The following is a 25,887-nucleotide window of genomic DNA, read 5'->3' on the forward strand; positions in this document are numbered from 1 at the left end:
CCTTGGCGAGCCCGATGCTCTATAGCAGAGGGTTCTGCGTAGTCACTTGGGCGTAGCAATCAGACGTCATGCACAATTCTTCAGCTTCTTTGAAAACGAATCCTGTACGCCTCGCTCAGCAACAGTCGTGCGACGGACATGGCCGTTCGGCACTTCTGTAATTGCCGGCGACTCAGTTCTCGATACCCTTCGCGTCTGCTGCGGAGTGCCGGGGACCGGGCCCCGGCAGGACCGGGCTGGATTGCGTATCAATCAATATCACGTCCGGGATTCGCATTCCTGTTCGAGGGGTAACGGTAGGTCCAGACGGACATTGTCCTGGCTAGCCCAGCGCCAACTGTCTGCGTTTTGCAGCCCTGGCAAGTGCGAGTTGTGATCGCTGATACGCTGTGACCACAGATTGTTCCTGCAATTTTCGTCCCCCATCCCAACGAGCAAGGAAGCTTGGAAGCATTCAGCCGGCGGCGTTTACCGCTGGCCGATTCATCGCTTCGCCAAAGTGACTCGAGAGGGTACGAGCCTATGGTCGGTCCACCTGGAATGGCGAGCCTAGATTTTGGGACCGGCCTTCGCTGCTTCGATCGCCTTGTCGAGGGACTCCTTCGCGTAGTGCTCGGTCATCTGACGTTTGGAGTGCCCGAGCAGAGCTTGGGCTCCTTCGATCCCGAGTGCTTCCCGGATCACAGTCGCGGCGGTGTGCCGGAGTTGATACGGCGTCCAGTGTTCCGCCCCGGCCTTTTTGGCCGCACGGACAATTGCTCGGCGATAGGAGTCCTTGTCGAACTTCGGGGAGTACTGACGTGGTTTCGATTCACCCGCACGGGTGCGCTTGTTGTAACCGGGGCGATCGCCTTGGTTGGCCGGTGTTTTTCGCTTGGCGGATTTTTGTTCCTGATACCAACGAGCGGATTCCTCCGGTTTGAAACAGTATTCCGTTGGCTCCCGATCCAGGTAGGGCTCAAGAGCCACTTGGGCGTCACCGACGATTGGCACCTGTTTCTTCTTGCCGTGCCGTTTCGTTTTGTGCTCATTCGGACGGTAGACCCACACACCGTCCGCTCGTTTGTCGATGTCGATTGGACGCATCCGGAGCACTTCGCTGGGGCGCATGCCGGTTGCCGCTTGGATCCGCACCATGGTCTTGAGGACCGGTGAAAGGTGCTCGGCGGTCTGTCGTACAGCCTCAATCCCCACCGGTTCTCGGTCGGTGGATTCATTTGCCACGGTCTCGCCTTCTCGCAGCGAGTCCAACGCCTTCAGTGCTGTCCAGACTTCGACTGGAACCAGTTCTCTCGCGACAGCTCGTTTGAAAACTTGCACGATGGTCTGAACTTGCTGGTTGATGTAGTGGCGTGTGTTGTGCCGGCCACGGCGGTTCTTGGTGGCCACGAGCAAGTCACGTATTTCGGAGAGCCGTCTCGGCCCGAATTCGACCGCCGGCAGGTCTCCGTATTCGTCATCGAGAAGGTCGCAGAGGCTTTCATGTTTTGAGTAGTCTCCTGGCGACTTGGCATACTTCACCTGCGCAAACTCGAGGTAGTCTGCGGTGACGCAGCTCACCGTGATGGGCGCGTCCTCGCTCGGATGGGTCGAGCAGTGATCGGGCATCTCGCAGCCGTGTTTTTGGTACTCCTTGCAGAGGGCGAAGTACCGGGCGTGACTCTCGGGCGAGTCGTGTGTGCCGAGGTAGAAGTACCGTCCATCGAGATAGACTCGGGCTTGGCCCGAGACGTGGTAGAGGTACTTGGGGAGCTTTGCTTTTTGTCTTGGCATGCGATTCAGTTCCAATCGTTTGCGGTACGCTGTACCGTAAATGCTGAAAGTGAGTCGCGCAGCCTGACTGAGCTGGTAACGCCTGAGCGGCGTTTCGACCGGTGATTTACGAGGTATTCGGCAAGCTGCCGAAATGGGCGATACAGAATTCGAATCTGTGACCTCTGCCGTGTGAAAGCAGCGCTCTAACCAACTGAGCTAATCGCCCGCACCGTAATTTACGGTGTTTTTGCGTTTCCACCCCGTGCACGTTTCGCACGGAATTGCACGATTTACATTCGTTTCGTGCATTGAATCGTGCACTATAAAACTCGCCGAAGATCGACGCAAGATAGGGTTGAGCGGATCTCGCAGGTGACGAACGGATCACCCGAAGTTGCTCGGCAAGAGCTGGCAATTCAACGCCTGCACTCCAAATCGCTTCCGTCGACATTCCGCTTGACCGGTACGCCGCGGATAGAGGCGTTGGTCACGAATTCCCTGCACCCCCAGTCGAGCCGCTCCACCCGCAAACCCTCGTATTCACTGGGTTTTATGCGAATTCGGATTCCAGGAAGTGCACGATATGGGCCTGTTCTCCATGGGAAACGTGCACATTTCGTGCACAAATTACCCTTCTGCCTGGAGGGGGACACTCTGCGAAGCTCGGTTTTGAAAACTAAGGCAGGCATCCGATAAACCACATTCGTTTTGTTGGGTGCCGACAAAACGCTGGCAGTGCCGCTTAGACAATCCAGCTGAATTGACACAAAATCACTGTTCCAGAGTGTTTGGCGGGCCCCGAAATGCTCGTGGTAACATTGAGGCGTTCGCATGTCTCCCCAACCCAAGGACTGAAGGTGTACGACGCAGAAATTGACGGCACTTGTGACGATTCCGCCTGGAAATCTTCAACCACGGACAACAATATTGCTGAATTCCTGGACGCAATCGAGAGATTAGAGATTCGTTGGAGTACTCAAATCCCGAGTGATGAGCATGCACGCAATGTTGATCGGAAGCTGAAACGCGTCGACGTTGCGAAGATAAAGTCGGAGCTTCCTCCGACCGCCGGGATGAGCTACGGCGAGTTCGTCGGTTTGGCGAAGGCGCTTTTGGAACGTCACTGCCTTACAAAGAGTCTCCCACAAGATTGCACGCTTTGCTTGGTAATGAAAGACCGTTGGCACGGCTGGTAGTCCATTTCCGACACACCACGAAACGGCACTTTTCGGTACAAAAATCCACTTTCTCTGCGATGGGAACGGCAATCCACTTGCCGCTGTATTGGCGCCCGGACAAAATCACGAGTCGATGTATCTCGACGAGGTCCTCGACGCAGAAGTCATTTGCGGCAACGAGCGTTCTGAGCCGATGGTTTCAGTCCGATTGGCCGGGGACAAAGGGTATTGAATTGATGATGTGCTGCTTGCGAGAGGCATTCTCCCCGTCAGCTGATCACGCACGTCGTAGCCGTAAGCGGTTGAGGTGCCATCACGATAAGAAGAGAACTGCGTCAAGCGATTGTCCGCGTCATACTGGAACGTGTAAGCGGCCAGCAAATCAGAACTGCCAAGCGAGGAGGGGAGTGTCGACGTCCCGCCCCAATTCTCACAGTAGGAGATCGCGGTCCCAAGCAAGCCGATCAATTGGCTTTCCGGAATGAGCTGCGACCGGTCGTCGTAAGCGAACTCAAAATCAGTGGCGAAAGAGTCACTGTCATCAATCGAAATCAGGCGATCGGATGTATCGTAAGCATAATCGAACGTCCGATCAGTCGTTCCGCCAGTCTTCCACGTCTCCGTCTCCAATCGGTATCGATTGTCGTGGGCGTATTTGGTAACGCGTCTGCAGATTTATGCTACCGACCCTTGAAACACCGAACACATGGCCTGGCGCCGGTGAAGTCTCCCCCCAGCAAAGCCTTTCCCTACCGTTTGAATCCCGAACCCCGAGTCTGACCCCACGCGAAGCGTCCCCGCAAAGATGCGTGGTCGCCCAGAGTGGCCCGCATCCAGCCGGGAGTTGAGATGGCTTCCTAGCATCTCCGAAGTTGCTTCGCAACGCTAGATTTCATCGCCTTGAATCACGACTTGCTTTCGTTCGTCTGTTATCAAATGGGGCCAGTCGTTAACCGCCTCAGTCAACGAAATTTCTGTCGCTTCTTTCGCGGCCAATCGAATCCCTGTTTCGACAGATTCGCTTTCCATACAGAGTGCAAAAACACAGGACATTTTCCCGCACAGCGACTTCAAGAACGATGCGAATTCACTTCGTCCAACTCGACTTCCAGCGATATGTAGCTCACTTGATGTTCGGACCGGTGGCATCTTCTTGCCACGTCGTATCAGCGGTTGCGGTGGTGGACCAAGACACCCGTTGTACACGCCATGACTGTCACCGACCACAAAAATTCTTCGACTCGTATGGCGTCCGGAAACCTCCAATTTCACCTCGCTAAACACTCGCAAACTTGCCCATCGAAAACGGCGATTAAGATCAATAAGATCGGGAGTGTCAGAACTCGTTCTTACGCAAGCTAAGATCTGATCTGGCATCAAAGCATCTCCTTCATTCTCAGCGTATTGTTTGCCCTGCCTCTCCGTCATTCCAGGGCGTTTGAGAGATCGGTTCACCGTCGGGGCCAATCGCTACCGTTTGAAACCCGAACCCCGCGTCTGACCCTACGCGAAGCTCCCACCGAGCGTTATCAGATGCGTGGCGGGATCGAAGCGACCAACAGTATTCTCGAACGCGTAACGGGCCTTGGTCGTCTTCGGGTTCGCGGTCGACCGTCGGTGACGCGAAGCGCGATGTTGAAAGTGGCTGGTTAGAATGTGTTGCGGGCAGCAGCTGCGCTTCGAGCAAAGCTGATAGAGCAAAATGAGGAACAAGATGGCATGTGCAGCAAAGTTAGGCAAGAGCGGAGCGAAATGTGGGAGTGAACAAGGCCTGCAGAGCACACACTGGCCGCCTAAAAACGTTCTGCCGCAAAAAATGTTCAGTTCATCAGCGATAATGAAATATTCGCCAATTCACAAAGCTGCTTTTGTCGCTCGTGTCACCATCCCCTTCCTAATTCAACGAAATGAACTTCCGGCGAAAGAAACTTGGTCAAGTGGTTCTTTAAAGACGAGGAAAATAGGACCTGTGTGTCGCTATCGACAACAAAGTCCATTTTTGAATCAATTTGAGCATTCGTTGCCAATCGACGCGGACCGAAAAACTCATCCTCTGGATCCGGTACGGTAACAATGGGCAATTCATCGTAATCGAAATGCCCAACCCAGAATACACGCTGCTCCAAAGGCAACTTATGACCGTCCACAACAGTTCTTATCCAATCCAATGATGGATGTATGGAAAAACCTTTAAATTCTTCGAAAATGCGATTTGATACTATTGGTCCAACTGCCGAAAAGGTGCCAGGAAAATCCACAAACTGTGTGCCGTGGACAAGTTCACAGTTAAGTGCTCTCGCCGTTCTAGGATCGCTGGGGCACCATGAACCGCCTCTCTCATCAACAAAATTTCCGAGACGAATCAGATTGCTTCCTCGATTCTCTGTTTGATACAGTTCAATCTTCATGAATTAGTCAAAATTGGTGTGATGTGTATTGTTCTAAAATTTGGGACCTGCTCCGAGGCTAATTAGCGGAGTACCAGTTATTTCGTGATGTTGGCGAGCGTTTTCTTGAGAGGGAGTTTCGCCGTAAGGATTTCCACCACCGATAACATGTAGCATGTACTCAAGCTGCGCTAACGACGCGGCATCGCTTGCTGGATTGAAAAAATCAACAGTCCACCCAAGCCAACCATCGCCGAGCCAATTCTCGGTGCATGCAAGCGCGCCATCTGAGCGTTGTTTGCTCAATACTTCCAATTCATCAAACACGGAATTGGCTATCGCGTCTTGAGCCTCTTGAAATCCCTTGCTGTTTCCTAAAAACGCAAATGCCGCGAGACTGGCCTGTCGTTCATAGTAGCGTTTCATTGCATTCTCTTCATCGCGGAGCTTTTCGGTACCGTCACGAAGTCTCTTTTTAAGGCCTTTTTGAAAATCAGCAATCTTCCCTTTATCGACGTGGACGCGTTCGTTTCGCTCGTTGAAGATCATCAAGTTGATTTTCATCACGCCGGTGGTCGTATTGCGTTCCACGCCGCGGACTCGGCAGCGACGGGTTTCGATGCGCAGTGTGATTTCCCCGTTGGCTTTGCTATGCTCAACCTGGATGTCGTCGATCGGCGCAGGCGTTGGTGATGCCGTTGGCGTTTCTTTCATTAGCTGCTCGTCTTTCGTGGTTGGCTTGTTCACAGGTTGCAAGCCCGCGCCACATTCAATGACCGAAGCGGCACGGATGCGCTTTCCCAACGCATCGTCAACCGTTCGGTTTTGAATCGCGTATTGGTTGACGGTTGTTTCTTCGGGAAAGTGAATGCGCATCAGCTCGATTCCATCGAAGGAAGATTCATCAAGTGAAACGTCCGCAAGCAAGATGTATTTGACGTTTGCTAAGTATTCTTTGTTTAGCTGCTGGCCTTCGGCTGCGATGGCATTGGCATGACCGGCAGCGTGGAAGGTCCACGCATCGAGGAGACTGTCACAGAGGATGATTTCATTGAAGGGCGTCAGCGCTGTGGCGTTGAAGATGCCGTTGCCGAAAGTCAGTTGCGGTTGGTCCTTACCTTTGTTGTCGATGCGCAGACCGTAGATGCCTGTCGTGTTTCCTTCGCGGTCGGTTAGCGGCACGGTGACGAAGCCGCGTAGGGATTCGTGGCCGGATGCTTTGAGGATGCCGACTTGTTTGAGCCTCGCTCGGATGTCGCGGCCGAGCTTGAGTTGTTTCGCCGGAATCTGCTTGCCGAGTGTTCGGTCAGCAAATCCAACGCGTAGCGAATCATCGGCTGAGAGGCAATTCTTTGAAAGGAAAGGATGGGCGTTGTCGTTCAGGTGCCGGGTGTAGTAGTCGGCGACGGTTGCCAGCGGTGAATCAAGAAGTCTTTGAGTGAAAGTTTTCGTGGTCATCGGTTTGGGTTCCATTGAAGGTGATCCGGTCAGCGCGCAGCGGTAGCCGTGACGCCTTGGAGGACGTGAAAAAGCAGGGGCGACGTTTACCCGCAGTGGTCCGGCTGCGGTGCGAACATCAAGAAAGGCACGGGCCGTTTCTTGATGACGCGACACCTTCGCCTGGTTGTCAAGAGCCGCAAGCCGTTCTCGCAGCAGCTAAAAAGAAGAATCTGTTGGCAAGGTCGGGTTGGGCGGTTTGGGTTCACTTCGATGTAGACGTTACCCGTAGCGCCGGTGCGCGGTCCGCGGGGCGTGGTTCTGATCGTCACTCGCGGACGGACTGCGTGTGCTCGCTGTCGCTGCGTTACTCCGCCGCCGCCTTGCAAGTCCACTGGTGGTCCACCGCTCCCGGCTCACTCGCTTAGGCTCGTTCGCGGTCGCTACCGCACTCTAGGGCGGAACTCGGCCTCCTGCCTCATACAGTCTTTATCGGCATCCTGCCTTGGTTCGTCGGTCGTGCGCTGCGCCATCCATGGCTGCGCGAGCTCCCTCCTCTCGACGCCCGGTCTCCGCTCGGGCGCTGCGGTGCGGTCTCCGCTCCTCGTTCCTCGTCGCCGCGCCTTCCCTACGCTTGGTCGCTACGACCCGGCTACACGCGACGTTGGGCGATTGATCGGTGATTCAACCATCTTCGCATTGGTCGAATCCATCGGAGTTTCAACCGTTTTTTCTTTAGCTGCCCTTCGTGTCGCGTTCCTCCGGGCGGCATCGTGCCGCCGCGCCACGTCATTGGCGGGCCATCCGGGCCCGCCTGCCTTCGGCGAGTGCGCTCTAAGCCCAAAGCGGCGGGCATCGTGCCAGAGGACCCGCGACGACATCCTGTCGTCGCTGTCGCTACCGCTCCGGTGCGTTCGGGGTGTGCGCGGTCGTCCAGCGTGGCGGGCTTCCGGCCCGATCGTTGCGATGGCTTCCTGCCATCGCCGCGGTCGCTTCCGATCGTGTTGGCTACCCTTAAACGATTTCTGTTGAATCTAACTCAGTTAGATACCTGGCGAACTCTGACGACGCATTACGCATGTCATCCCTCTTTGCAGTGGCGGCGGTCCAATCAGATTCAGAAACAGCGATGTCGCCCCAATCAGGCCAAATCTCTCTTTGAATTTGAATCGTGTCTCCATTAGACACGATTTCAAAGGATGCACCGTCAAGACATTCTGTAGTTGACAACCGTTGGAGACGCGTGGCTCCATCGGGCGAAGCCTCCGGTGCGTTTGCTAGTTCGTTTAATACATCGAGTATCGACTCGAAGTAAAACGGATGATTGCTAGGCCAACGAAACAGATTCTTTCCACCAACCAGAAGAAGGACGGAACCATAGGGCACCTTGCTTTCCGCTCTTGGAGAAGCGTTAACAGTGACTGTCGGAGTCGTGAATTTGAAATCCTGAATCATTCTTGAATCGCCCAGCCTCCGTTTGGTGTTTGACGCCCAATTTCCCGAACGGGAACATCGCGTAAGGCGATTGCTCGGTTCGTTCCTCGGCTATCGACACCGCAAGTTGAACCGCTCCAGTGATACTCACCGCTCGAGTGTGGTTCAAAACGATGATAGATCGTCTGGTTACCGCGTTGCTCTCGGGCCCAACGAAGAATCTTACCTTGCTGGTTTCGGACCCCGACACTTCGAGCGAATAACTGGACGTGATTTGTTGGCAATACGCTCTTGCCCGCAACGTACGTTGGAGTTCCTGGAACGTGATGCCCTGGGTTGACGTAGGTGTGCGGAACTGCGGTAACTCTTTGCGATGGTTTGCCAGATGCAACGTGGGTTCCAAGATTATCCAGTTCATCTAGATGATCGACCTGGGCAAGAATTCGGTGGCTTGTTCGCCTGGAAACAGAACCAACAAGACCACCTCCCAACATCGCCGCATTTCCTTCGATGGCTGACTCAGCCAACGTTTTCACTCGAGCTGACTCTGCCGCCGAAAGTCGTTTGCTTCGGTTCAAGCGATCAAGACTGTCGAGTCTTTCCAATGGATCGATGACACCATTGCCATTTGTGTCACAACCGTTAACGCCCGCGACGCGATCATTCGCCCGCAGTTGGCGATCGAGTTCTATTGCGAGGTTTTCCGCCGAATGGTATCCCGTTACTCTGTTAATCGCCCAGCGGTGAGGCCCCCACCAACCCCATACTTGAAACCAATACGTGTCACCCCACCATCTTGGGTCATCCTCGGCTAGACCACTCGGGTCAATTGCATTGGTTGGCCCGTTCCCAACATACCGATACAGATTCGCATCCCCCGCCGCGAAGCCGATAGGGTCATTGCTGAGCCATCGGCCCGTTGCCGGGTCGTACCAACGGGCTCGGTTGTTCTGCAGATCCGCGTCAGCGTCCCAGTCGCGACCCGTGTAGCCGAACAGTGCGTCAATCGCATCGGGGTGACTGCTGGAGATTGCGGTTCCTGAAGCGTCGTAATCCTGCTCAACGATTCGGTTGCCGAAGCTGTCATAGGCGACGTGCTGGCGGATTTCGCCGCTGTTGTCCACCAAGTCACGCACGCTGCCCAGGTGATCGTTCAACGCCCAGTAGGTCTCACCGGACGTTGCAGCCGCGGTCGTCGTTGAGATCTCGGGTCCTGCTCCATCGTCATACTGCTCGTCGGCCAGCAACTGGTCCACCATCTCGCCGTACAGGTAGCGACTAGACAGTGTGAACGTCTCGCTCGCCGCCTCTCCGTCAGAGTCGACCGCACGCAGCACCGTCTGTCCCTCCGTCCAGACAAACGCTTCGTCACGATCAAAATCGCCATCCCCGTCGCTGTCCAGGCGTTTGCCGACGCGATTGTCAAAGGCATCGTAAACGTACTCGATCTTCTGCGTCACGCTGCCCACGGACGACGTCTTCTCGGTGATCGATTCCAAGCGATTGCGATGGTCCCATTCGTACAGGGTCACCTCGCCCGTGCTGATCGACGTTCGACTGAGCGTGTTGCCTTCATCGTCGTAGGTGTAGTTGTACGTTCCGTCGCTCTGCAGTTGATTATGCGTGTTGGCAGACGACTGCGACGCACCGCCACTGGATTTGCGATTCCCGCCGGCATCGAAGTCGTAGGACTCTGCACTCGCAAGCCCAAACGGCTGAGACAGCCCGCTGATCGCTGTGCTTGAAGCCGAGGTCAGCTGATCACGCACGTCGTAGCCGTAAGCGGTCGAGGTGCCATCACGATAAGAAGAGAACTGCGTCAAGCGATTGTCCGCGTCGTACTGGAACGTGTAAGCGGCCAGCAAACCAGAACTGCCAAGCGAGGAGGGGAGTGTCGACGTCCCGCCCCAGTTCTCACCGGAGGAGATCGCTGACGATCCATGAGTCAAACTGCTGAGCCGACCTGCGTCATCATACGCCATCCGGCTGTGCACTTCCAAATCCGATGAGCCAGCAGTCGTTGCGGAGTAGCGGTGCAAGTCCGTCAATTGAGACGCGCGGTTGTAGTCGAATTCAGCCAGCTTGGGATCAACAGCATGCCCGCCGGACTGCGATTGCTGAACGATCGAGGTCAACCGATTCAGGTAATCGTATTCATAGCCATTTTCGAAGTCGTCCACGCCACCGGAGATCACGCCTCCCGAGAGCGTTCCACCCCAATTGCCCCCCAAATTCGATGCGGTTGCCGCGATTGTTAAATCCACGGCTGAAGTTGATCGCAATCGAACGGTGGTTGGCATCAGCCAACTTTCGCCAAGAAGAATACCACCTCCTGCTTGCCTAATTAGGCATTTCGGTGTCCGACACCTTTTCCTCCTCCCGATTCTTCTTGCCAAACAATTGTCCCTTGTGGATCGACGTAGCCAAACGGTATTGGCGTTCGGATGGAAGCGTCGTTGGAACGCGGAAAGTAGACTAATGAGCGATCACTCTTGAAATCGTGGACGCGCATAAATTTAGGTGGGATTGCGACAGCCCCCTTATCGTCCACAAATCCTTGAAGCTCATCACAAGGCATACCAAAGTCACCGCGATAATCACCCTTGATTACGGCTGACCACAATCCTGATGACCGGTGCCCGATAAACGAAAACGTCGCTTCAAATACCCAATTTCCTTGGACATCAACCACGCCCCAGTGATCGTTTACCTTCGCTGCAATCATGCCGCTCGTGAAGTAACCACCAAGATCATCAAATCTATCTGCGCAGACACGATTCCCTTGTATGTCGATCCACCCCATCTTTCTTGATTTCGTGTATCGAACCGGAATCAGTCCTTCTGATTCCAACCTGACGTCTAGAAACTCTTCTTCGATCGTACGCCTACCTAACTCATCAACGACGACGTACTTGTCCGAGTCGACGAGCCTTCCGCCACTGAACCTCCCAATATTGGCAAGGTCGCGTAGGAATGCGTAGCGTGGTTCTTCGTGCCATTTGCCCTGCGGGCTCAAGCGTCCCCATCTTTCTGCGTCCGCTGTTCCGACGCATGCTGTTGCTGATACTTTTCCGAAAGTTGTTGCAACCTCGAACTGTGGCGCTATTACAACTTCTCCGCGCTGATTGCAGTACCCAACTTTGTCGTCACGATGAATCGCAAGCAGTCCCTGCGAAAAAGGGTTCATTGACCAAGCATTTGGAACAAAGCTTAATTCTTCTCCCGACAATGACAGTATCGCGATACCGTCATCGCGAATCCCATAAGGGTTGCCACCGTCGACTTTTCCTGTGGATTCAAACCTTGCTTGAATTACGATTTGTCCCGATTTATCTAAGTAGCCCCAATTCTCCCCGAGGCGATAAGGGAGAAACACATTCATTCGAGTCACGGCATTATCTCTTTGGTCTCACGTTGTCGCTGACTCCGCCGGGACGGGTGCCAGCATGTATCGGTATGTTTCCGCCATTTTGTATTCCAAGAATTGCTTCGAATCGTGTTCTGTTCGTTTCAAGCGCTCGGTTGGCGAGATTCTGATACGCCATTCCTGCATCGTGAAACTCTTCGTAGCCGACAGGACACGGATTAACCTCTTCAAGGCCGGCGATCATCCCGGCTTCAGCGGGTGAATTTCCATTTGCTCTGGCAGTGTTGTACACCGCGACTGCACCGATGAAGGGCAAGATCGTACGAGCTCGCTTTCCAACCCACTTCCGAAACTGAGAGGGAGTGCGAACTGCAATTCCAGTTATTTTGACTTCGGGAACATCGTCATACCAAGGAAGTTTATGCCCTCGACGATTCCACCACTCAAGCACTGCATCCGGTCCTTCTTTCGCGTGCTTGTTGAACTCCTTGATAAACGCTTTACTGCAGTTACCGAATTTCACTTTGTCAACAAACTGTTTTGCGAAGGCCATTTGTTCGTGCACCGATAGCTTGCCACTCGTTCGTCCTCCCATGTATTTGCGTAGCTCACCGCGCATCTCTGCCCGAATGTAACCGGAATACCCTGTCAGCTCGCCGTGAGCGGTGTAGTTGTGGCCGTTCGGTGTTTCGATCCTCGCGTAGTCGCTATCCAAAAACTCGTAAACCTCTTGTGAGAATCCGAACTCTTCCCAAACTTCTACCGGCACAAGATGGTGACCTGTGCCAACAACAGTGTGCCCGCCGACAACGCGCGGATCAGCAAGGCCGCTTGGATCGGTAGAATTCGTTGGCGCATTCCCCACATACCGATACAAGTTCGCATCACCGGCTGCGAAGCCGATAGGGTCTTGGCTGAGCCAGCGGCCCGTTGCCGGGTCGTACCAACGGGCTCGGTTGTTTTGCAAGCCCGCGTCGGCGTCCCAGTCGCGGCCCGTGTAGCCGAACAGCTCATCGATCGCATCGGGGTGACTGCTGGAGATTGCGGTTCCTGAAGCGTCGTAATCCTGCTCAACGATTCGATTGCCGAAGCTGTCGTAAGCGACGTGCTGGCGGATCTCGCCGTTGTTGTCCACCAAGTCACGTACGCTGCCCAGGTGATCGGTCAATGCCCAGAAGGTCTCACCGGACGTTGCAGCCGCGGTCGTCGTTGAGATCTCCGGGCCAGCTCCATCGTCATACTGCTCGTCGGCCAACAACTGGTCCACCATCTCGCCGTACAGGTAGCGGCTGGAAAGCGTGAACGTCTCGCTCGCCGCCTCGCCATCAGAGTCGACCGCACGCAGGACCGTCTGTCCTTCCGTCCAGGCAAACGCTTCGTCACGGTCGAAATCCCCGTCCCCGTCGCTGTCCAGCCGTTTGCCAACGCGATTGTCAAAGGCATCGTAAACGTATTCGATCTTCTGCGTCACGCTGCCCACGGACGATGTCTTCTCGGTGATCGATGCCAAGCGATTGCGGTGGTCCCATTCGTACAGGGTCACCTCGCCCGTGCTGATCAACGTTCGACTGAGCGTGTTGCCCTCATCGTCGTATGTGTAGTTGTACGTTCCGTCGCTCTGCAGTTGATTATGCGTGTTGGCAGCCGACTGCGACGCACCACCACTGGATTTGCGATTCCCGCCGGCATCGAAGTCGTAGGACTCTGCAGTCGCAAGCCCAAACGGCTGAGACAGCTCGCTGATCGCCGTGCTTGAAGCCGAGGTCAGCTGATCACGCACGTCGTAGCCATAGGCGGTCGAGGTGCCATCGCGATAAGAATTGAACTGCGTCAAGCGGTTGTCCGCGTCATACTGGAACGTGTAAGCGGCCAGCAGATCAGAACTGCCAAGCGAGGAGGGGAGTGTCGACGTCCCGCCCCAGTTCTCACCGTAGGAGATCGCTGACGATCCATGAGTCAAACTGCTGAGCCGACCTGCGTCATCATACGCCATCCGGCTGTGCACCTCCAAATCCGATGAGCCAGCAGTCGTTGCGGAGTAGCGGTGCAAGTCCGTCAGTTGAGACGCGCGGCTGTAGTCGAATTCAGCCAGTTTAGGAGCAACAGCATGCCCGCCGGACTGCGATTGCTGAACGATCGACGTCAACCGATTCAGGTAATCGTATTCATAGCCATTTTCGAAGTCGCCCACGCCACCGGAGATCACGCCGCCTGAAAGCGTTCCCCCGAAATTGGCCCCCAGTTCAATGCGATTGCCTCGATTGTCAAATTCACGATTGAAGTTGATCGCGGTCCCGACCAAGCCGATCAATTGGCTTTCAGCCACGAGCTGCGACCGGTCGTCGTAAGCGAACTCAAAATCGGTGGCGAGAACGTCACTGTCATCAATCGAAATCAGGCGGTCGGATGTATCGTAAGCATAATCGAACGTCCGATCGGTCGTTCCGCCAGTCTTCCACGTCTCCGTCTCCAATCGGTATCGATTGTCGTAGACGTATTCGGTGACGCGTCCGTTGCGATCCGTCAGTGACCGTAAGTTACCAACACCATCGTAGGAATAAGATCGGCTTTCGGTGCCACCGCTGTAGACCTTGCCCTCCGTCACCAACTGATTGAGGTGATTGAAGGTGAAGTTGGTGACATTCCCGAGCGGATCAGTGACCGACGTGACGTTACCAAACACATCGTACTGGGAATCAGTGGCGCCCGAAGCCGGATCGGTCGTTGTCGTCGGGCGATACCAAGAATCGAGATCCAACGAAGTGACCTGTCCAAAGGCATCTTCCACCGAATGAACATTCCCGAGGCTGTCCAATCCGTACTCGGTGAAAGCTGAAACCAACGCACCTGCACCATCTGGATCCGGCTGAATCGATTTGACCAGCCTGCCACCATCGTCGTATTCAAACGTGGTCGCTCGCCCCAATGGGTCAGTGATCGAATCCACCAACGAATCAACGGTGTAGCTGTAGCTGGTGGTCGGTGCCCAGACGGAGCGACGTAGATCCAGCGACTCCACTTCCGTCAGTCGGCCGCGGTCGTCGTAGTCGTAGCTCGTAAAATTGCCTTCGGCATCGGTAACGCTCCGAACGTTACCATCGTTCCAATAACGAACATTGCTGGTCGGGATGTCGCCGATGATCGTACGCTGACGCCCCATCGCATCGAGTTGAGCCACGACGGAAATGCCCGAAGGGTCAGTCGTCTCAATGTCCCAGCCAATCGCATTGGGCGTGTAGCTAACCGTTGTCTCGTATGGGCTGCCGGAAACCGGGTTTGGAGTGGACGTTTTGACGAGGCGATTGAGATCGTCGTAGGAGAAACTGGATTCGTTGTTGAGCCCATCAACGACCCCAACGAGATTACCTAGATTGTCGTACTCGAAGGAAGTAACGAAGCCACCGCCCTCTCTCTGATCCGAGCCGGTGGTTGTCAGTCCGCTCACCGGATCGGGGCTGACCGTTTTGACAACCTGCCCAAGGCGGTCAAGCGTTGTTTTCGTCGTCCGAGTCGTTGTCGATGGACTGGCGGCGGTCATGTCGGTCTCAGAAACCGTGATCACGTTCGCTGTCGAGTAGTAATCGATCGTGGTTTTGAGACCTTGGTAGCTGACCGACGTCACAGGCGTATTGGGGATCGCATCGTTGCTTCCACCGTAAGCTTCTAGATCCGCTGCCGTCAGCGTGGTTCCAGCCAAAGCGGTTACTTTGCTCTGGGTGCGAACGATGTCTCCGCTCCCGTCTTTGTAGAGGTACCAAGTGACACTCGGATTCTGAGTGTAGTGAGCCGTCAGGCGGTTTCCCGCATCGTAAGTCGAACTCTCCGTCAGCGAGGTGACCAAGAGCTGCCCTCCCTCCACAAAGGAATTGATCTGCTCACTTGCGATAGCATTCCCGAAGACGTCGTAGTCATAGCGCACGAGCACTGGAAGAAGAGATCCGGCACCATCTGGATCCGATGACTGCTGCGCAATCATCCGGTCACGGGAGTCGTAATAATACTTCGTAACGCGTCCGGAGGGATCGGACAACTCACTCAAGTTGCCGCGGTCGTCGTAGCTGTATTCGGTGACCGCCTCAATCGCCGTGCCATCCGACTCGGTCACGGTTTTTAACTTGGCATGCCGGGCCGGGTCACTGGGCGTGTTGTAGTACTCGTAGTCGACGACGGTATCACCCGAGGATCGCCCCGTGTCAATCACACGCTGCGAGACCAAGTATGTTGGGAGGCCAGCAGTGCTAACGTAGGTGAGATCGACCTGCCCAATGATTTCGGGCTCTGGATCAACCTCGTTGCCAACGCCGGGATTCTCGAGATAGCGAATAACGAGGGCCGCATCGACCGAGGTGACCCAACCGTCACCATCAACGTCGTAGAAAGATGTCCCACCACCGCCAACGGGAGTCCGAGTCTCACCGTTTGCACTGATGTAGTTCATGATCCGCAGAGCGTCGATTGCGGAGACATAAGTATCAACGCTTACATCGAGCGGACGAGTCGGGTTTTGGCCCAAAGAAGCATTTTGCTTCCACTGCATCTGGGTCACGCGACCGGATGCATCCACCTGCTGATGATACGTGTTGCCAGTGGCATCCGTCGATGAAGTCATCACATCGAAGGTGTCGTTCCAGGTCCACGACGCGGACGTGCTTTCCGGCATCGAGGAACTGACAGGGTTGTTGTTGCTGTAGGTGTAGGAAGTGGATTGGCGCCCCGCCGGGCCGTTGCTCTGCAAAACACCATTGAGCAACGTTTTATCAGGGTCCGGCGTTGAGACAGAAAGAACCTCTCCCCAATCGTTACCGGTGACCTTACCAAGTTCATCCCAGCTCGTGGGTGTGCGAGTGAATTCCGTGCTCAAGTCCACATTCGCTTGAAGCAATGAGATCTCGGTGTCACCGAGAGTGCCGACACTGGTTAACCCAAGAGCCTCAACCTGTTTCGGGTCCCATGTCCGCAGCAAACGTCCACGATGATCGAATTGAGAAATCGACCGTTGCGGGTCACTCGAGACAGACCGCTTCCATGTCGAGATCGCATAATTGGGGATTGGGTTCTCGTTCCCACTGCCAGCCGAAGTGACGCGAATTGCACGCGGGTCACTGGCCAGGATCGTCCCGCCAGCATAGTCCTTGCCAATGAGCCCATTCTGCTGGCGAGAAAGGTTGAATGTCAAGCTAGAACCATCGGGGTAGCTAATGGATGACAGACGCCCGTCCAATGAGTTGTAGGCCATGCTTGTCGTATGGGAAGCTGCACCGACTTCGCCAACAGAGAGGCTGGTAACTCTTCCCTCATTGTCATAGGTAAAGACCTCTTCTCTGGACTTCCGAGAGCCTGCACCGTCAGGATCGTCGAAGACGATTGACAATTCACCTGGGGTGCTCGCTGTGTAGGGGAGGTACTCCATCTGGATATGGCGATTCAGCGTGGAGTCGGAGGTTGAAGTGACGGTTTCAATCGAAACTGTGTTGCGGCCGGACACTGCATTGACACCATAGGAAAACGAGGTTTTCAGGCCTCGGTGATCCGTTATTTCAGCGACAGTCCCATCACTGTTGTAGGAATAGGAAATTGCATTCCCCGCTGAATCAGTTCGAGCAACCAAGTCACCGTTAGCGTTGAACTCTCGCGTGTTTCCATATCGATCAGTCAGCGTCCCACCAGAGAGCGTGTCCTGAATACCTGGAGCAGACCCCGAATTTCCCTGAAACCAATACGAAGCGCCAGAGGCATTGAAAAGCATGGATCCGTTCTCAAACTTCACCTTTCCACCGGAGGGCTGCCCGCCAGACGAATCTGCAACCATCGAGTCATAGCCGAGTATCATTCGTTCGAGGGACGCTATCGACGAGCCTGGCGCTTGGTTCTCTCCGAGCGAGCTTGCACGACGGTCAGTCGCACCATGATTCACCCGTCCGACCCAACCGCTGACCATATCATCGGTTTCCAGGGGTGCTCCACCAGGCCAAGTCGGTGGGTAATTTGGGTGCGCTAAAATCTCGATCGGGATAATCTGCTGAGTGATTCCATTCGACCCATCCTTCGTATCGCCCGAGCCACGAGTCCAGGAATCCAAATGAGCTGTTAAGTCTGTTTGTCTTCTGAACCAAAGTGTGTCGCCCGGCGAAGCACCTACCGGCACAGCCAAGTTGAACGAGGCGGTGACAACCGCATTGGCATCAACCGGCTTTCGCCCTAGCGATTTCAGCGAACCATCGTCTCTCTGGTCGGCTTCGATGATCTGAAAAAACACGTCAACGCTATATGGAACAGCTGTGTCATTCGGAACGGTGAAGCCGATATCAAAAACAGGCTGCGCCCCTCCCTGATACGAAGTTGTGATTTCAATCGTGCCTGCGGACGGTTGAAATGTCGCAACCGCCTGAGCGCCATCGGTACTGACTGGCACTCCATCTGGGCATGTTGGACACGAACACGAGCAGCCGTACTTGTCTTCCCTTACTTCGCTGTCGTGGTAGTTTTCCTTGATCTGCACTGTTTCTTCAGAGGTGTATTCGTTCTCTGATGGGTCGCTTAAAATGGGTATATGGGCCCGAACATCGACTGTCTCGATGCCTTCGAGCAAACGATCATTGATCGCGTGAACGAGCAATTGAAAGTCATCATCACACGCGATCGATCTCGCGTTTGATCGGAAAATCCCAGACCCTGAATACGTCTCATTGAAAATGAGTGTCGTGGGATCGTCGTCGGTCAATGTGTAATCGACGCCTAGTATGGCTTGATAGAATTCGTCGCTCTCAACATCATTTGTGTTCACTTCCCAGTAGATGGTCGTGTTGACCGTGTTGCCTGAATCGCTTGGCTTCAGGCTAAATACGCCAGCAGGTGGCCCCAGTTCCGAGGTGTAGCTGACTGGCGTTGTTAGCTCGAGCGATTCATCTTCGTCAACGATCGACACAGAGCCTGACCCTTGCAGGTCGATCCCGGGAATATTCTGACCAGGTGCCCATGCAAACGTGACGTTCTCGGTTGCAGATTCGTTAGTCCCACCCGGCTCAGATCCGTCCTGCAACGCGGTGACGTAAATCACAAAGGAAGCGGGCCCAGCCGGTAGACTAAGCGTCCATATATCGCCGCTAAAGCTCGACGTTATCCCAATATTCGTTCCGAGCGAATAATCGGTACCACGAATCGCGGAGCCAGAAATTTCAATATCGACATTTCCACCTCCGAATGCAGCTGGGATATCAATTTCGACACTACCTTGCTCCTCAGTGTCTTCGCAGTAAATCAAGTGCGGCTCTTCCGCTTCGGTGTCCAGATCTCCAAGCGGCATCGGCACGGACGAGCTCGAACTGCTTGACGAGCTCGAGCTGCTTGACGAACTCGAGCTGCTTGACGAACTCGAGCTGCTTGACGAACTCGAGCTGCTTGACGAACTCGAACTGCTCGACGAACTCGAACTGCTCGACGAACTCGAACTACTCGACGAACTCGGGCTACCTGACGAACTGGGACTGCCTGAAGGCGACCTACTTGGTGATGCGGTCGGCGTGTACGAGCCGCGAATTTCTGAAGATTGCATTCCTCCATCATTCGGGTTTAGAACAGAACGCTTCGGAAGTGGCAGGGGGCCACTTGGCAATTCAGCAGCAACCTCGCTTGGCTCAAACGGTGAAGCGGATGCGAAGGTTACATTTGGACTAAATGCTTCTGAGCTAGTCGATAAACTCGGGCTCGAAATGGTGGCGACCTCTCGCTGAACCGAGAGCTCATCAGGCACTGCTGCAATGTCGGCGGCAAGCAGCACTCTTCGTTCGAGTGACTCAACTCGTGGCATCCGATGTCGCCGACGAAAGATTCGCTGACCACCAATTCGCGATTTCCTGCCCCGCTTTGACATCTTCTATGCCCGTGTCTGATGGAGTCATTCTGTTCAGGTGATGATCGACAGCCACAAACTGAATGAGCGAAAAAGATGGCGACACGCAAAGCCCGCAAACTGCGGATGCTCGCCAACTGATATGTGCCCTTGTCAGTACTGCATCACTGCCCGGTTTCGCCAGTTCCCACGCCCATGTGTAAAACTAGCAATACTTCAATTGCTGAATCACAGCTTCATGGTGAGCGTTTATCTGCTCTGCCTGCTCGGAAGTCAAGCGTTTCTTTCCCGTTCCTACCCTTCCTTCACGAAAAAATTTTCCGCTCACCGAACGATCGCTTAGCTCACCGAAGCCGTTTCGCATCTCAAACTCCTGAAGATGCTCAAATGAACAGTATTCATTCGCTCTGGCAATTCGTTGATGATCCACTGGCCAACCGATGAACCTGAGAACCTGAGTGAACACGGCAATCGCATTTTGCTTTAGGTCCTCGTAGCGAACAATCAAAACCGGAAAGGAATCTTGCTGAGTCCAGGACCGGACGTGGTCAGACCAAGTCCCTAGAAATTGCGTCACGAATGGATCTCCTGGCCCTCCAATCTGATGGCCCGGGTCATTCATCAGCTTGATTGCGTCTTTGATCGACAATCCGTTGTGGTCCGCAAGAGAATCGACAACGTCCACAGGGTTTCGGACGAGATAAACCGCGCACCGAGTAAATTCCGGGAAAATCAATCGTTCCCCAAAAGGCGAGACTGTCGCATTGTGTGTCTTGGCGACTTGAAAGTCTCCAATTTCTTTCGCAATCAACTCCTGTACATCCCGTCGGTAACTTCGAATAGCAGCTTCATCTAGACTAGATTCCTCAATTCCGGAAACCAATCCAAAATACCTGCGGCGACTTTCAGAACGAGAGATTTTCCCGATGTCATTTGGGTTTATGGGGCTACGAGCATCGACTTGGTATGCGCGCAAGAACGCTCGTGTCCACGTGTTTCCAGACTTGGGATACGATGCGAGCCAACAGATTCTTCGATTTTCCGCACCCATGTTCGTTTCGCTCAAAATTGAAGTCCTTTGATATTTTAATATTTGGGTAAGCAAGCACTTACCGCCTGGAAGGCGAGCAATCGTAACGGAGCGGCTTTTGGCGGTGCTAAAAAGGACGCCACGGAAAGCTGGCGCCGAGCCACGCTCTCGCGATACAGCCCGTGCGTGCGATCAATGCAGTGTTGCCCAGATGACGCGACCAAACTTTACACATTGGCAAATGGATGAGTGACGAGATGCAAGAGCTAGCCGATTTTTTTGACCGCGTGGTGGTAATTAGCCTGGCACGTAGCAGAGATCGCTTGGAAGCTTTTTACAGCCAACTGCCCTCGCCTTGGCCGTTCGCTCCTCCCAGCGTCATGCGAGCGATTGACGGCAAAATGGTAAAGCCGCCTCCTGGATACCAAGCGAAGCCGCCTGCGGGTAGCTGGGGCTGTTTCCGGTCTCACTACCGCGTGCTAGAAGACGCACTGAACGATGGCCTCGATTCGATCCTGATCTTTGAAGACGATGTCGCGTTTGTACCTGAATTTGCGGAGCGTGCTCAAACGTTCTTTGCTGCTTTACCTGCCGACTGGGAGATCATTTACCTAGGCGGAAAGCATTTGCACAAAGAGGTTCAGCTGCCGATTCACGTGAATCCCGAGGTGTACCGGCCATTCAATGTCCACTCCGCATTCGCCTATGGATTGCGTGGACGTTCGACAATCGAGCAAGTTTACGAACACATCAATTCACCTGAGCAATGGGGAAGAGGGCACTGCATCGACCATCGCCTAGGCGAGATGCACCACACATACCCGGGCGGCGTCTACGTGCCCGCCAAATGGCTCGCTGGACATCGTGCAGGACGCAGCACGATCCGCAGTTCCGAGAACCCGGACGAGTTCTTCCCAGACGCTGACTGGCTTTGCAATGCGCCAGTGGGAAAGCAGTTCGTAGCGATTGCTGGGAACAATGATCAATTAACAATGGCGGTGGCATCGGCGATTCACCTGCTGGGAATCCCTGTCGGGGAAAACCGGCGTGCTGAACGCATTGGTTCACCGCTGATTGCCCAATCCGTGGCGCCCGGGTTGAACCGGACCATTGGACACCTCTACGATTCGGTCTGGTGGGAACCTTCGACTCATTTCGATCATCGCGTGGCACTGCTACGGCAATGGGCTAGCCGTCGCTGCACTGCGATAAAGAACCGACACCGCACGTTACTGGCTGCCTACCACGAGTGCCTGCCAATCATGTGGCGGGAAGTGCTCGCCGCATGGAACGCACCAATGCTTTTGCTCGTTGAGTCCACGAAACCAAGAAGCTTGCCCTCCAGTCCAACGGCAGCTACACAGGTTCGGCACCGTAAACTTTCGGAAGCCTGGCGGGACATCAATGAAATTGATCCTAGCAAGCTGATTCGGTGCACGGAAAGGGAGCTTCATGCTCCAGATCGCTGCCTAGAGAAAATTGCGGCGGACCTGGGAGCCACTGTTCCTGCAGAGCAGTTGGCGGCAGCCAGCAACTTCCTGAGACAGCACTTGAAAGATGGGCTCTCTTACTAGCCGGACGGGCCGCCGCTGCACGAACCGCCAGGCAGCGACGCAATGCCGTTCCCCACGTGCCCGCCTAGATCAGCAGCACTCCCGGCCGAGCTTCCCGACTCGCAAACCCGCTTTTTTGACGGATTCTATGCGAATCCGGATTCAGGGAGCGCACGATATCGGACTGTTCCTCGCGGGAAGCGTGCGCGTTTCGCGAATGGACTTCGCTTGCCCTTTGCGTGAACACCTCCAACTCGCTTCAACAAGTAGTCCGAACCTCGGCTAATGAAGTTCCAAAGCGGGACCGGCCAAACGTTCTGTAAGGGCGAGCCGTGTTTTATCCTGGCCGTGAAGTTCGGCTACCCGGAGAACACGCCTGGCAAGCTCGGCTGATTCATGCTGTGGCCTGATTGCCTGCTCGTGTTCGAGCAACAACCTCGCGACTTCGGTATTCCCGGCCGCCGCCGCGTTGTGGACTGGAGTGTAAAGCTGATTGTTGGTGATTGAGGCATCTGCGTTGTACCTGAGCAGCAGCTTGATGATTGACAGACTGTTTACCTCCGCCGCCAAGTGCAAAGGAGTATCGCCACGGGCATCAACCGCATCGGGATTGGCACCGTTCTCCAGCAGCATGTTCACCATGAACTCAAATTTGCCTTTGGTAACGTGATGAAGTGCGGTGCGTCGGAGGTTTCCTCGACAATCTGGGCTTACTTCCGCTTCGAGCAAAACAGCTAAGAATCCGATGTCACCAGTCCGGGCGGCAAGATGAATCAGATGATCGCCCTTCTTTCCGATTGCCTCGTTCGGATCGGCTCCCAAGCTCAAGAGTCGCCGAGCGAGATCGGGACGCCCCTGTCGCAGAGCAACTTCCAACAAGCACCGACCATTGAGATCGCGAGCACGCATGGTCGCGCCTCTTCGCATGGCTTCGTTGAAATCTGCAGTGCATCCGCTTTGCATCGCATGGACAAGTTGAAAGTCTGGCAACATCGCGTGGCAGACTGCCACGGCGAGCGCGCGAGCGCAAGCAATGAATCACGTCGACATGGTGATACAGAAAACTGTTGCGCGTCGTGGAAAAGTCCTGTAACGTAAAGTCGTAACAACGCGCAGCCTCATGCACAGAAATACGACGAACATGATTTATGCATTCCTGAACCAAAAAGGTGGTGTCGGCAAGACAACGCTTTCCATCCACACCGCCGCCGAGCTCTCCAACCGAGGACGGCGTGTACTGCTGATCGATGCGGATCCGCAGGGCAGCTCGCTTGGGTGGTCGAACCATCGCGAGACGGCTGATTTCACAGTCGTCGGGATGGCAAAAGCGACCCTCCACAAAGAGATCGAGAGCCTCGCCCAAGACTACGACGACGTTGTGATCGACGGTCCGCCGCGAGTCACCGAATTGGCGAGATCGATCATCCTGGCCGCAGACATTGTGGTCATTCCGCTGCAACCATCACCAATGGACGTTTGGGCTGCAGCCGAAACGGTTGACTTGGTTCGCGAGGCACAGGTGTTTAACCCCGAAATCAAATGCTGCTTGGCTTTGAATCGAAAGATCGCCAACACGGCAATTGGAAGGGACGTGCGAGAGGCGTTGGTGGAACTTGACGTGCCGATCCTGAAAAGCGACATCGGACAACGAGTGGCCTTCGCCGAGAGCGCCGCAAGCGGAACGACGGTTTTGGATCAAAAACGATCGAAAGCCGCGAAGGAAATTACGAAATTTGTCAATGAATTGAGAAGGATCCAATGAACAAGAAAATCACGATGACAGCTCGCCCCAAACCAAAAGCCGAACTCGACAAGTGGGTCGAGACGCGAGAGCCGGCCATCGCGGAGAAGCCAGTCGTCAAACAGAAACGCCTAACTATCGACATCGATCCGTCGCTTCACACCGAACTGAAGGTCAGTTGTGCCAAACGCGGAATTCAGATTGCTGACTTGCTCAGAGCGCTAATCGAGCGAGATCTCAACAGCTGAGGGCAACCCGCCTCAGACAGTTAAATATTGAGATCGAGCCCAATTCGCATACCAAGTGACTATCCTCTCTCACTTTTTCGGTTTTGACCGCCATGGCCAGCAATCGGAATTCGACGGAGGCCCTAACCTATCCCCCTTGATTGGGCCGAAAGAAGCGTTAAACCTAATACATGGCAAAGCGAAGGCGGGAACATGAAATCGGTGATCGAGCGGTCAAAATAGCGTTGTCGCGCGCACCTGATCATTGGGTGCATCAGGAACAGAACCGCGACTACGGGGTTGATCTGAAATTTGAGGTATTCCGTGACGAACGACACTCAGGTTTTGAATTCGGTGTGCAAGTCCGTGGAACGGAAAAGGTAAAGAAGAGTAAGAAGGGCGATTTCATCTCGTGTGCGATCGAGGTCGAAAATCTCGTGGACCATGTCGACAAACGCCGCTACCCTATCTACCTATTCCATGTAGACGTTGTGAACGCGAAAACTTACTGGACGTTTCTCCAGGAACATGCAAGGGAGCTGAGTCGCAAGTGGCGGTGGCAAAAAGAAGTCACCATTCGTCTTCCTGTGTCACAGAATCTTGACGATCTCGAAGATTTCGAATCGCACTTCAATCAACACCTTGAATTCATGAAAGAGCTACACCCAAGCAGTGTAGAGGCGGCCCTGCGGAGAGCTCGAAACGAATACAGTTCGCTCGACAATCGATTTGAGCTCAACGTTGCTTCAACGGGAGAGTATTTGCGTTTGAATTTCACACCGAAGGAGCCCGTCAAATTAGCGTTGAAGATGTCGCAGCAAGACGCGGAGACCCTCCGTCGGTTTGAACAGAGAGAAAATTCGGTCGAGTTCAACGCGGAGGTCAGCGGATCGAAATTAATGGAAGAGATGGGTATCGGCCGAATCTCGCTAAGACGCCGGCCAGACACAGGGTTTTCTATCAAGATCGTTGGTTTTGAAAGCCGCCGACCAGTTGCCTCGATAGACCTGACCGAAACCCGAGTCTCGGGTGGAACGACAGAAGTTCGAATCGAAACATCTGAATCGCATCCGATCACAGTGAACGGAATCTGGAAGCTTGGCAGTAGCAGCGTTCCGACGACGCAATGGAACTGTTCGCTCGCGAAATGGAATAGTCACCGCATTCTCGACCTTCCACATTTCGATGCGACGCTCGCTTTCTTCAGAAAACTTGGTGATTGCGACTCCGTGCAAACCATAATTACAAAGGACAATGTTCAGCTTCCGAGTATTCCAGTGCCGGTGCCCGGCCAGTTGACGCACATCGGACACGCACTTGAGATGCTAAGTAAGTCCCGCGAACTTGCCTATCACTACAAGTTGAATCCCCCACTGGACCTCGATTGCGACCTATCGGATATAGATGTACTTCATTGGTTGACATTCGACCGAAAAAGAAGACACACATCTCACATCTTTTTCCTGGACGACGATCCGAGCCTTGCGCTGGCTGCAGTAGATCGCAAATCACTTCCAAATAAATCGAAGCGATTCGAATGCCCTGGTTTAAGACAAGTATTTTCGAGCCTGACTTTTGACTTATTTGGCGAGCCAATTGAATTGGGACCAATAACACTCGAATACCGTGATATTGAGACTCGGCTGAAGGAAGATGCGAGCCACATTGCTAAGTTGCGTGAAGATCAAGTGCTGCTTGAATTCGTAGGCGGTAAGCGCATGACGGTTGAGGGCTATCTTGATAACCTTGGCAAGCAGCCAATCGATTCATAAAGTCGCTTTGCTCAACCGCCATTCGATCCCATATGACCGGCATCCATCGACAGTGAACGCCTGAGCAGAATCACGGAAGCTTTCCAAAAACCCAGTCCATAATTCAATTTCCGAAATGGGATCTGCTACCCGAAACCGACAAATGCACGGGGCATAA

Annotated in this window: 16 protein-coding genes, 1 tRNA gene and 1 pseudogene; 6 read left to right on the forward strand and 12 right to left on the reverse strand. The window is 54.3% G+C overall.

The genetic code is table 11. The features are described 5' to 3' along the window. Positions 1-549 precede the first annotated feature (549 nt). Both UH5x_RS24075 and UH5x_RS24080 read right to left on the reverse strand, forming a co-directional pair. Positions 550-1,788, reverse strand: coding sequence for a tyrosine-type recombinase/integrase (locus UH5x_RS24075; protein WP_482633956.1), 1,239 nt, complete (start codon positions 1,786-1,788; stop codon positions 550-552). A 119-nt stretch (positions 1,789-1,907) separates the two neighbouring features. After that, positions 1,908-1,981: transfer RNA gene (locus UH5x_RS24080), tRNA-Val, on the reverse strand. Between the two features lie 631 nt (positions 1,982-2,612). On the opposite strand from UH5x_RS24080, the gene UH5x_RS24085 reads away from it, so the two are divergent. Then, entirely contained in the window at positions 2,613-2,951 is a 339-nt protein-coding gene (locus UH5x_RS24085; protein WP_150122668.1) for a hypothetical protein, read from the forward strand. A 105-nt stretch (positions 2,952-3,056) separates the two neighbouring features. Here the strand turns inward: UH5x_RS24085 and UH5x_RS24090 are convergent, their stop codons facing one another. From UH5x_RS24090 to UH5x_RS24120, 7 genes are all read right to left on the reverse strand, one after another. Beyond that, the gene (locus tag UH5x_RS24090; protein WP_047816383.1) at positions 3,057-3,563 is read right to left on the reverse strand and encodes a hypothetical protein; all 507 of its coding nucleotides are present in this window, start codon (positions 3,561-3,563) and stop codon (positions 3,057-3,059) included. A gap of 1,250 nt (positions 3,564-4,813) precedes the next feature. Next, on the reverse strand, positions 4,814-5,341 hold the full coding sequence (locus tag UH5x_RS24095) for a hypothetical protein (RefSeq protein ID WP_150122667.1): 528 nt from the start codon (positions 5,339-5,341) through the stop codon (positions 4,814-4,816). A 33-nt stretch (positions 5,342-5,374) separates the two neighbouring features. Continuing rightward, the gene (locus tag UH5x_RS24100) at positions 5,375-6,778 is read right to left on the reverse strand and encodes a hypothetical protein (protein WP_150122666.1); all 1,404 of its coding nucleotides are present in this window, start codon (positions 6,776-6,778) and stop codon (positions 5,375-5,377) included. A 993-nt stretch (positions 6,779-7,771) separates the two neighbouring features. Beyond that, positions 7,772-8,212, reverse strand: a complete 441-nt coding sequence (locus UH5x_RS24105; RefSeq protein ID WP_047816380.1) for a hypothetical protein — start codon at positions 8,210-8,212, stop codon at positions 7,772-7,774. Then, a complete protein-coding gene (locus tag UH5x_RS24110) occupies positions 8,209-10,491 on the reverse strand; it encodes an RHS repeat-associated core domain-containing protein (RefSeq protein ID WP_083435105.1) in 2,283 nt (760 codons plus the stop codon). Before UH5x_RS24110 ends, UH5x_RS24105 begins: the two co-directional genes overlap by 4 nt. Before the next feature lie 44 nt (positions 10,492-10,535). Then, positions 10,536-11,573 (reverse strand): WG repeat-containing protein, encoded by a 1,038-nt coding sequence (locus UH5x_RS24115; protein ID WP_047816378.1) that lies wholly within the window; start codon positions 11,571-11,573, stop codon positions 10,536-10,538. Positions 11,574-11,586: 13 nt separating this feature from the next. Next, complete coding sequence (locus tag UH5x_RS24120; RefSeq protein ID WP_482636064.1) at positions 11,587-18,483, reverse strand: RHS repeat-associated core domain-containing protein; 6,897 nt, start codon at positions 18,481-18,483, stop codon at positions 11,587-11,589. Between the two features lie 355 nt (positions 18,484-18,838). Between UH5x_RS24120 and UH5x_RS24125 the strand changes: the two genes are divergently transcribed. After that, positions 18,839-19,288 (forward strand): hypothetical protein, encoded by a 450-nt coding sequence (locus UH5x_RS24125; RefSeq protein ID WP_053061264.1) that lies wholly within the window; start codon positions 18,839-18,841, stop codon positions 19,286-19,288. Positions 19,289-19,323: 35 nt separating this feature from the next. Here the strand turns inward: UH5x_RS24125 and UH5x_RS24130 are convergent. Together UH5x_RS24130 and UH5x_RS24135 are read right to left on the reverse strand one after the other, a co-directional pair. After that, positions 19,324-19,428 (reverse strand): annotated as a pseudogene (locus UH5x_RS24130) (hypothetical protein); the annotation flags it as partial. A 184-nt stretch (positions 19,429-19,612) separates the two neighbouring features. After that, positions 19,613-20,383 (reverse strand): sulfotransferase domain-containing protein, encoded by a 771-nt coding sequence (locus UH5x_RS24135; protein WP_236696544.1) that lies wholly within the window; start codon positions 20,381-20,383, stop codon positions 19,613-19,615. 299 nt (positions 20,384-20,682) lie between these two features. Here UH5x_RS24135 and UH5x_RS24140 point away from each other — a divergent pair, with 299 nt between their 5' ends. Beyond that, the gene (locus tag UH5x_RS24140) at positions 20,683-22,011 is read left to right on the forward strand and encodes a glycosyltransferase family 25 protein (protein WP_047816376.1); all 1,329 of its coding nucleotides are present in this window, start codon (positions 20,683-20,685) and stop codon (positions 22,009-22,011) included. 261 nt (positions 22,012-22,272) lie between these two features. On the opposite strand, the gene UH5x_RS24145 is transcribed toward UH5x_RS24140, so the two are convergent. Further along, positions 22,273-22,899, reverse strand: coding sequence for an ankyrin repeat domain-containing protein (locus UH5x_RS24145; protein WP_236696543.1), 627 nt, complete (start codon positions 22,897-22,899; stop codon positions 22,273-22,275). A 232-nt stretch (positions 22,900-23,131) separates the two neighbouring features. On the opposite strand from UH5x_RS24145, the gene parA reads away from it, so the two are divergent. From parA to UH5x_RS24160, 3 genes are all read left to right on the forward strand, one after another. Continuing rightward, positions 23,132-23,752 carry a ParA family partition ATPase gene (gene parA / locus UH5x_RS24150; RefSeq protein ID WP_047816375.1) on the forward strand — a complete coding sequence of 207 codons (621 nt, stop codon included), beginning with the start codon at positions 23,132-23,134 and terminating at the stop codon, positions 23,750-23,752. Next, complete coding sequence (locus UH5x_RS24155) at positions 23,749-23,979, forward strand: plasmid partition protein ParG (RefSeq protein ID WP_047816374.1); 231 nt, start codon at positions 23,749-23,751, stop codon at positions 23,977-23,979. The genes parA and UH5x_RS24155 overlap by 4 nt, the downstream gene beginning before the upstream one ends. 170 nt (positions 23,980-24,149) lie before the next feature. Then, entirely contained in the window at positions 24,150-25,730 is a 1,581-nt protein-coding gene (locus tag UH5x_RS24160; RefSeq protein WP_047816373.1) for a DUF4365 domain-containing protein, read from the forward strand. Positions 25,731-25,887 lie beyond the last annotated feature (157 nt).

The sequence above is a fragment of the Rhodopirellula sp. UH5 genome (assembly GCF_056839225.1).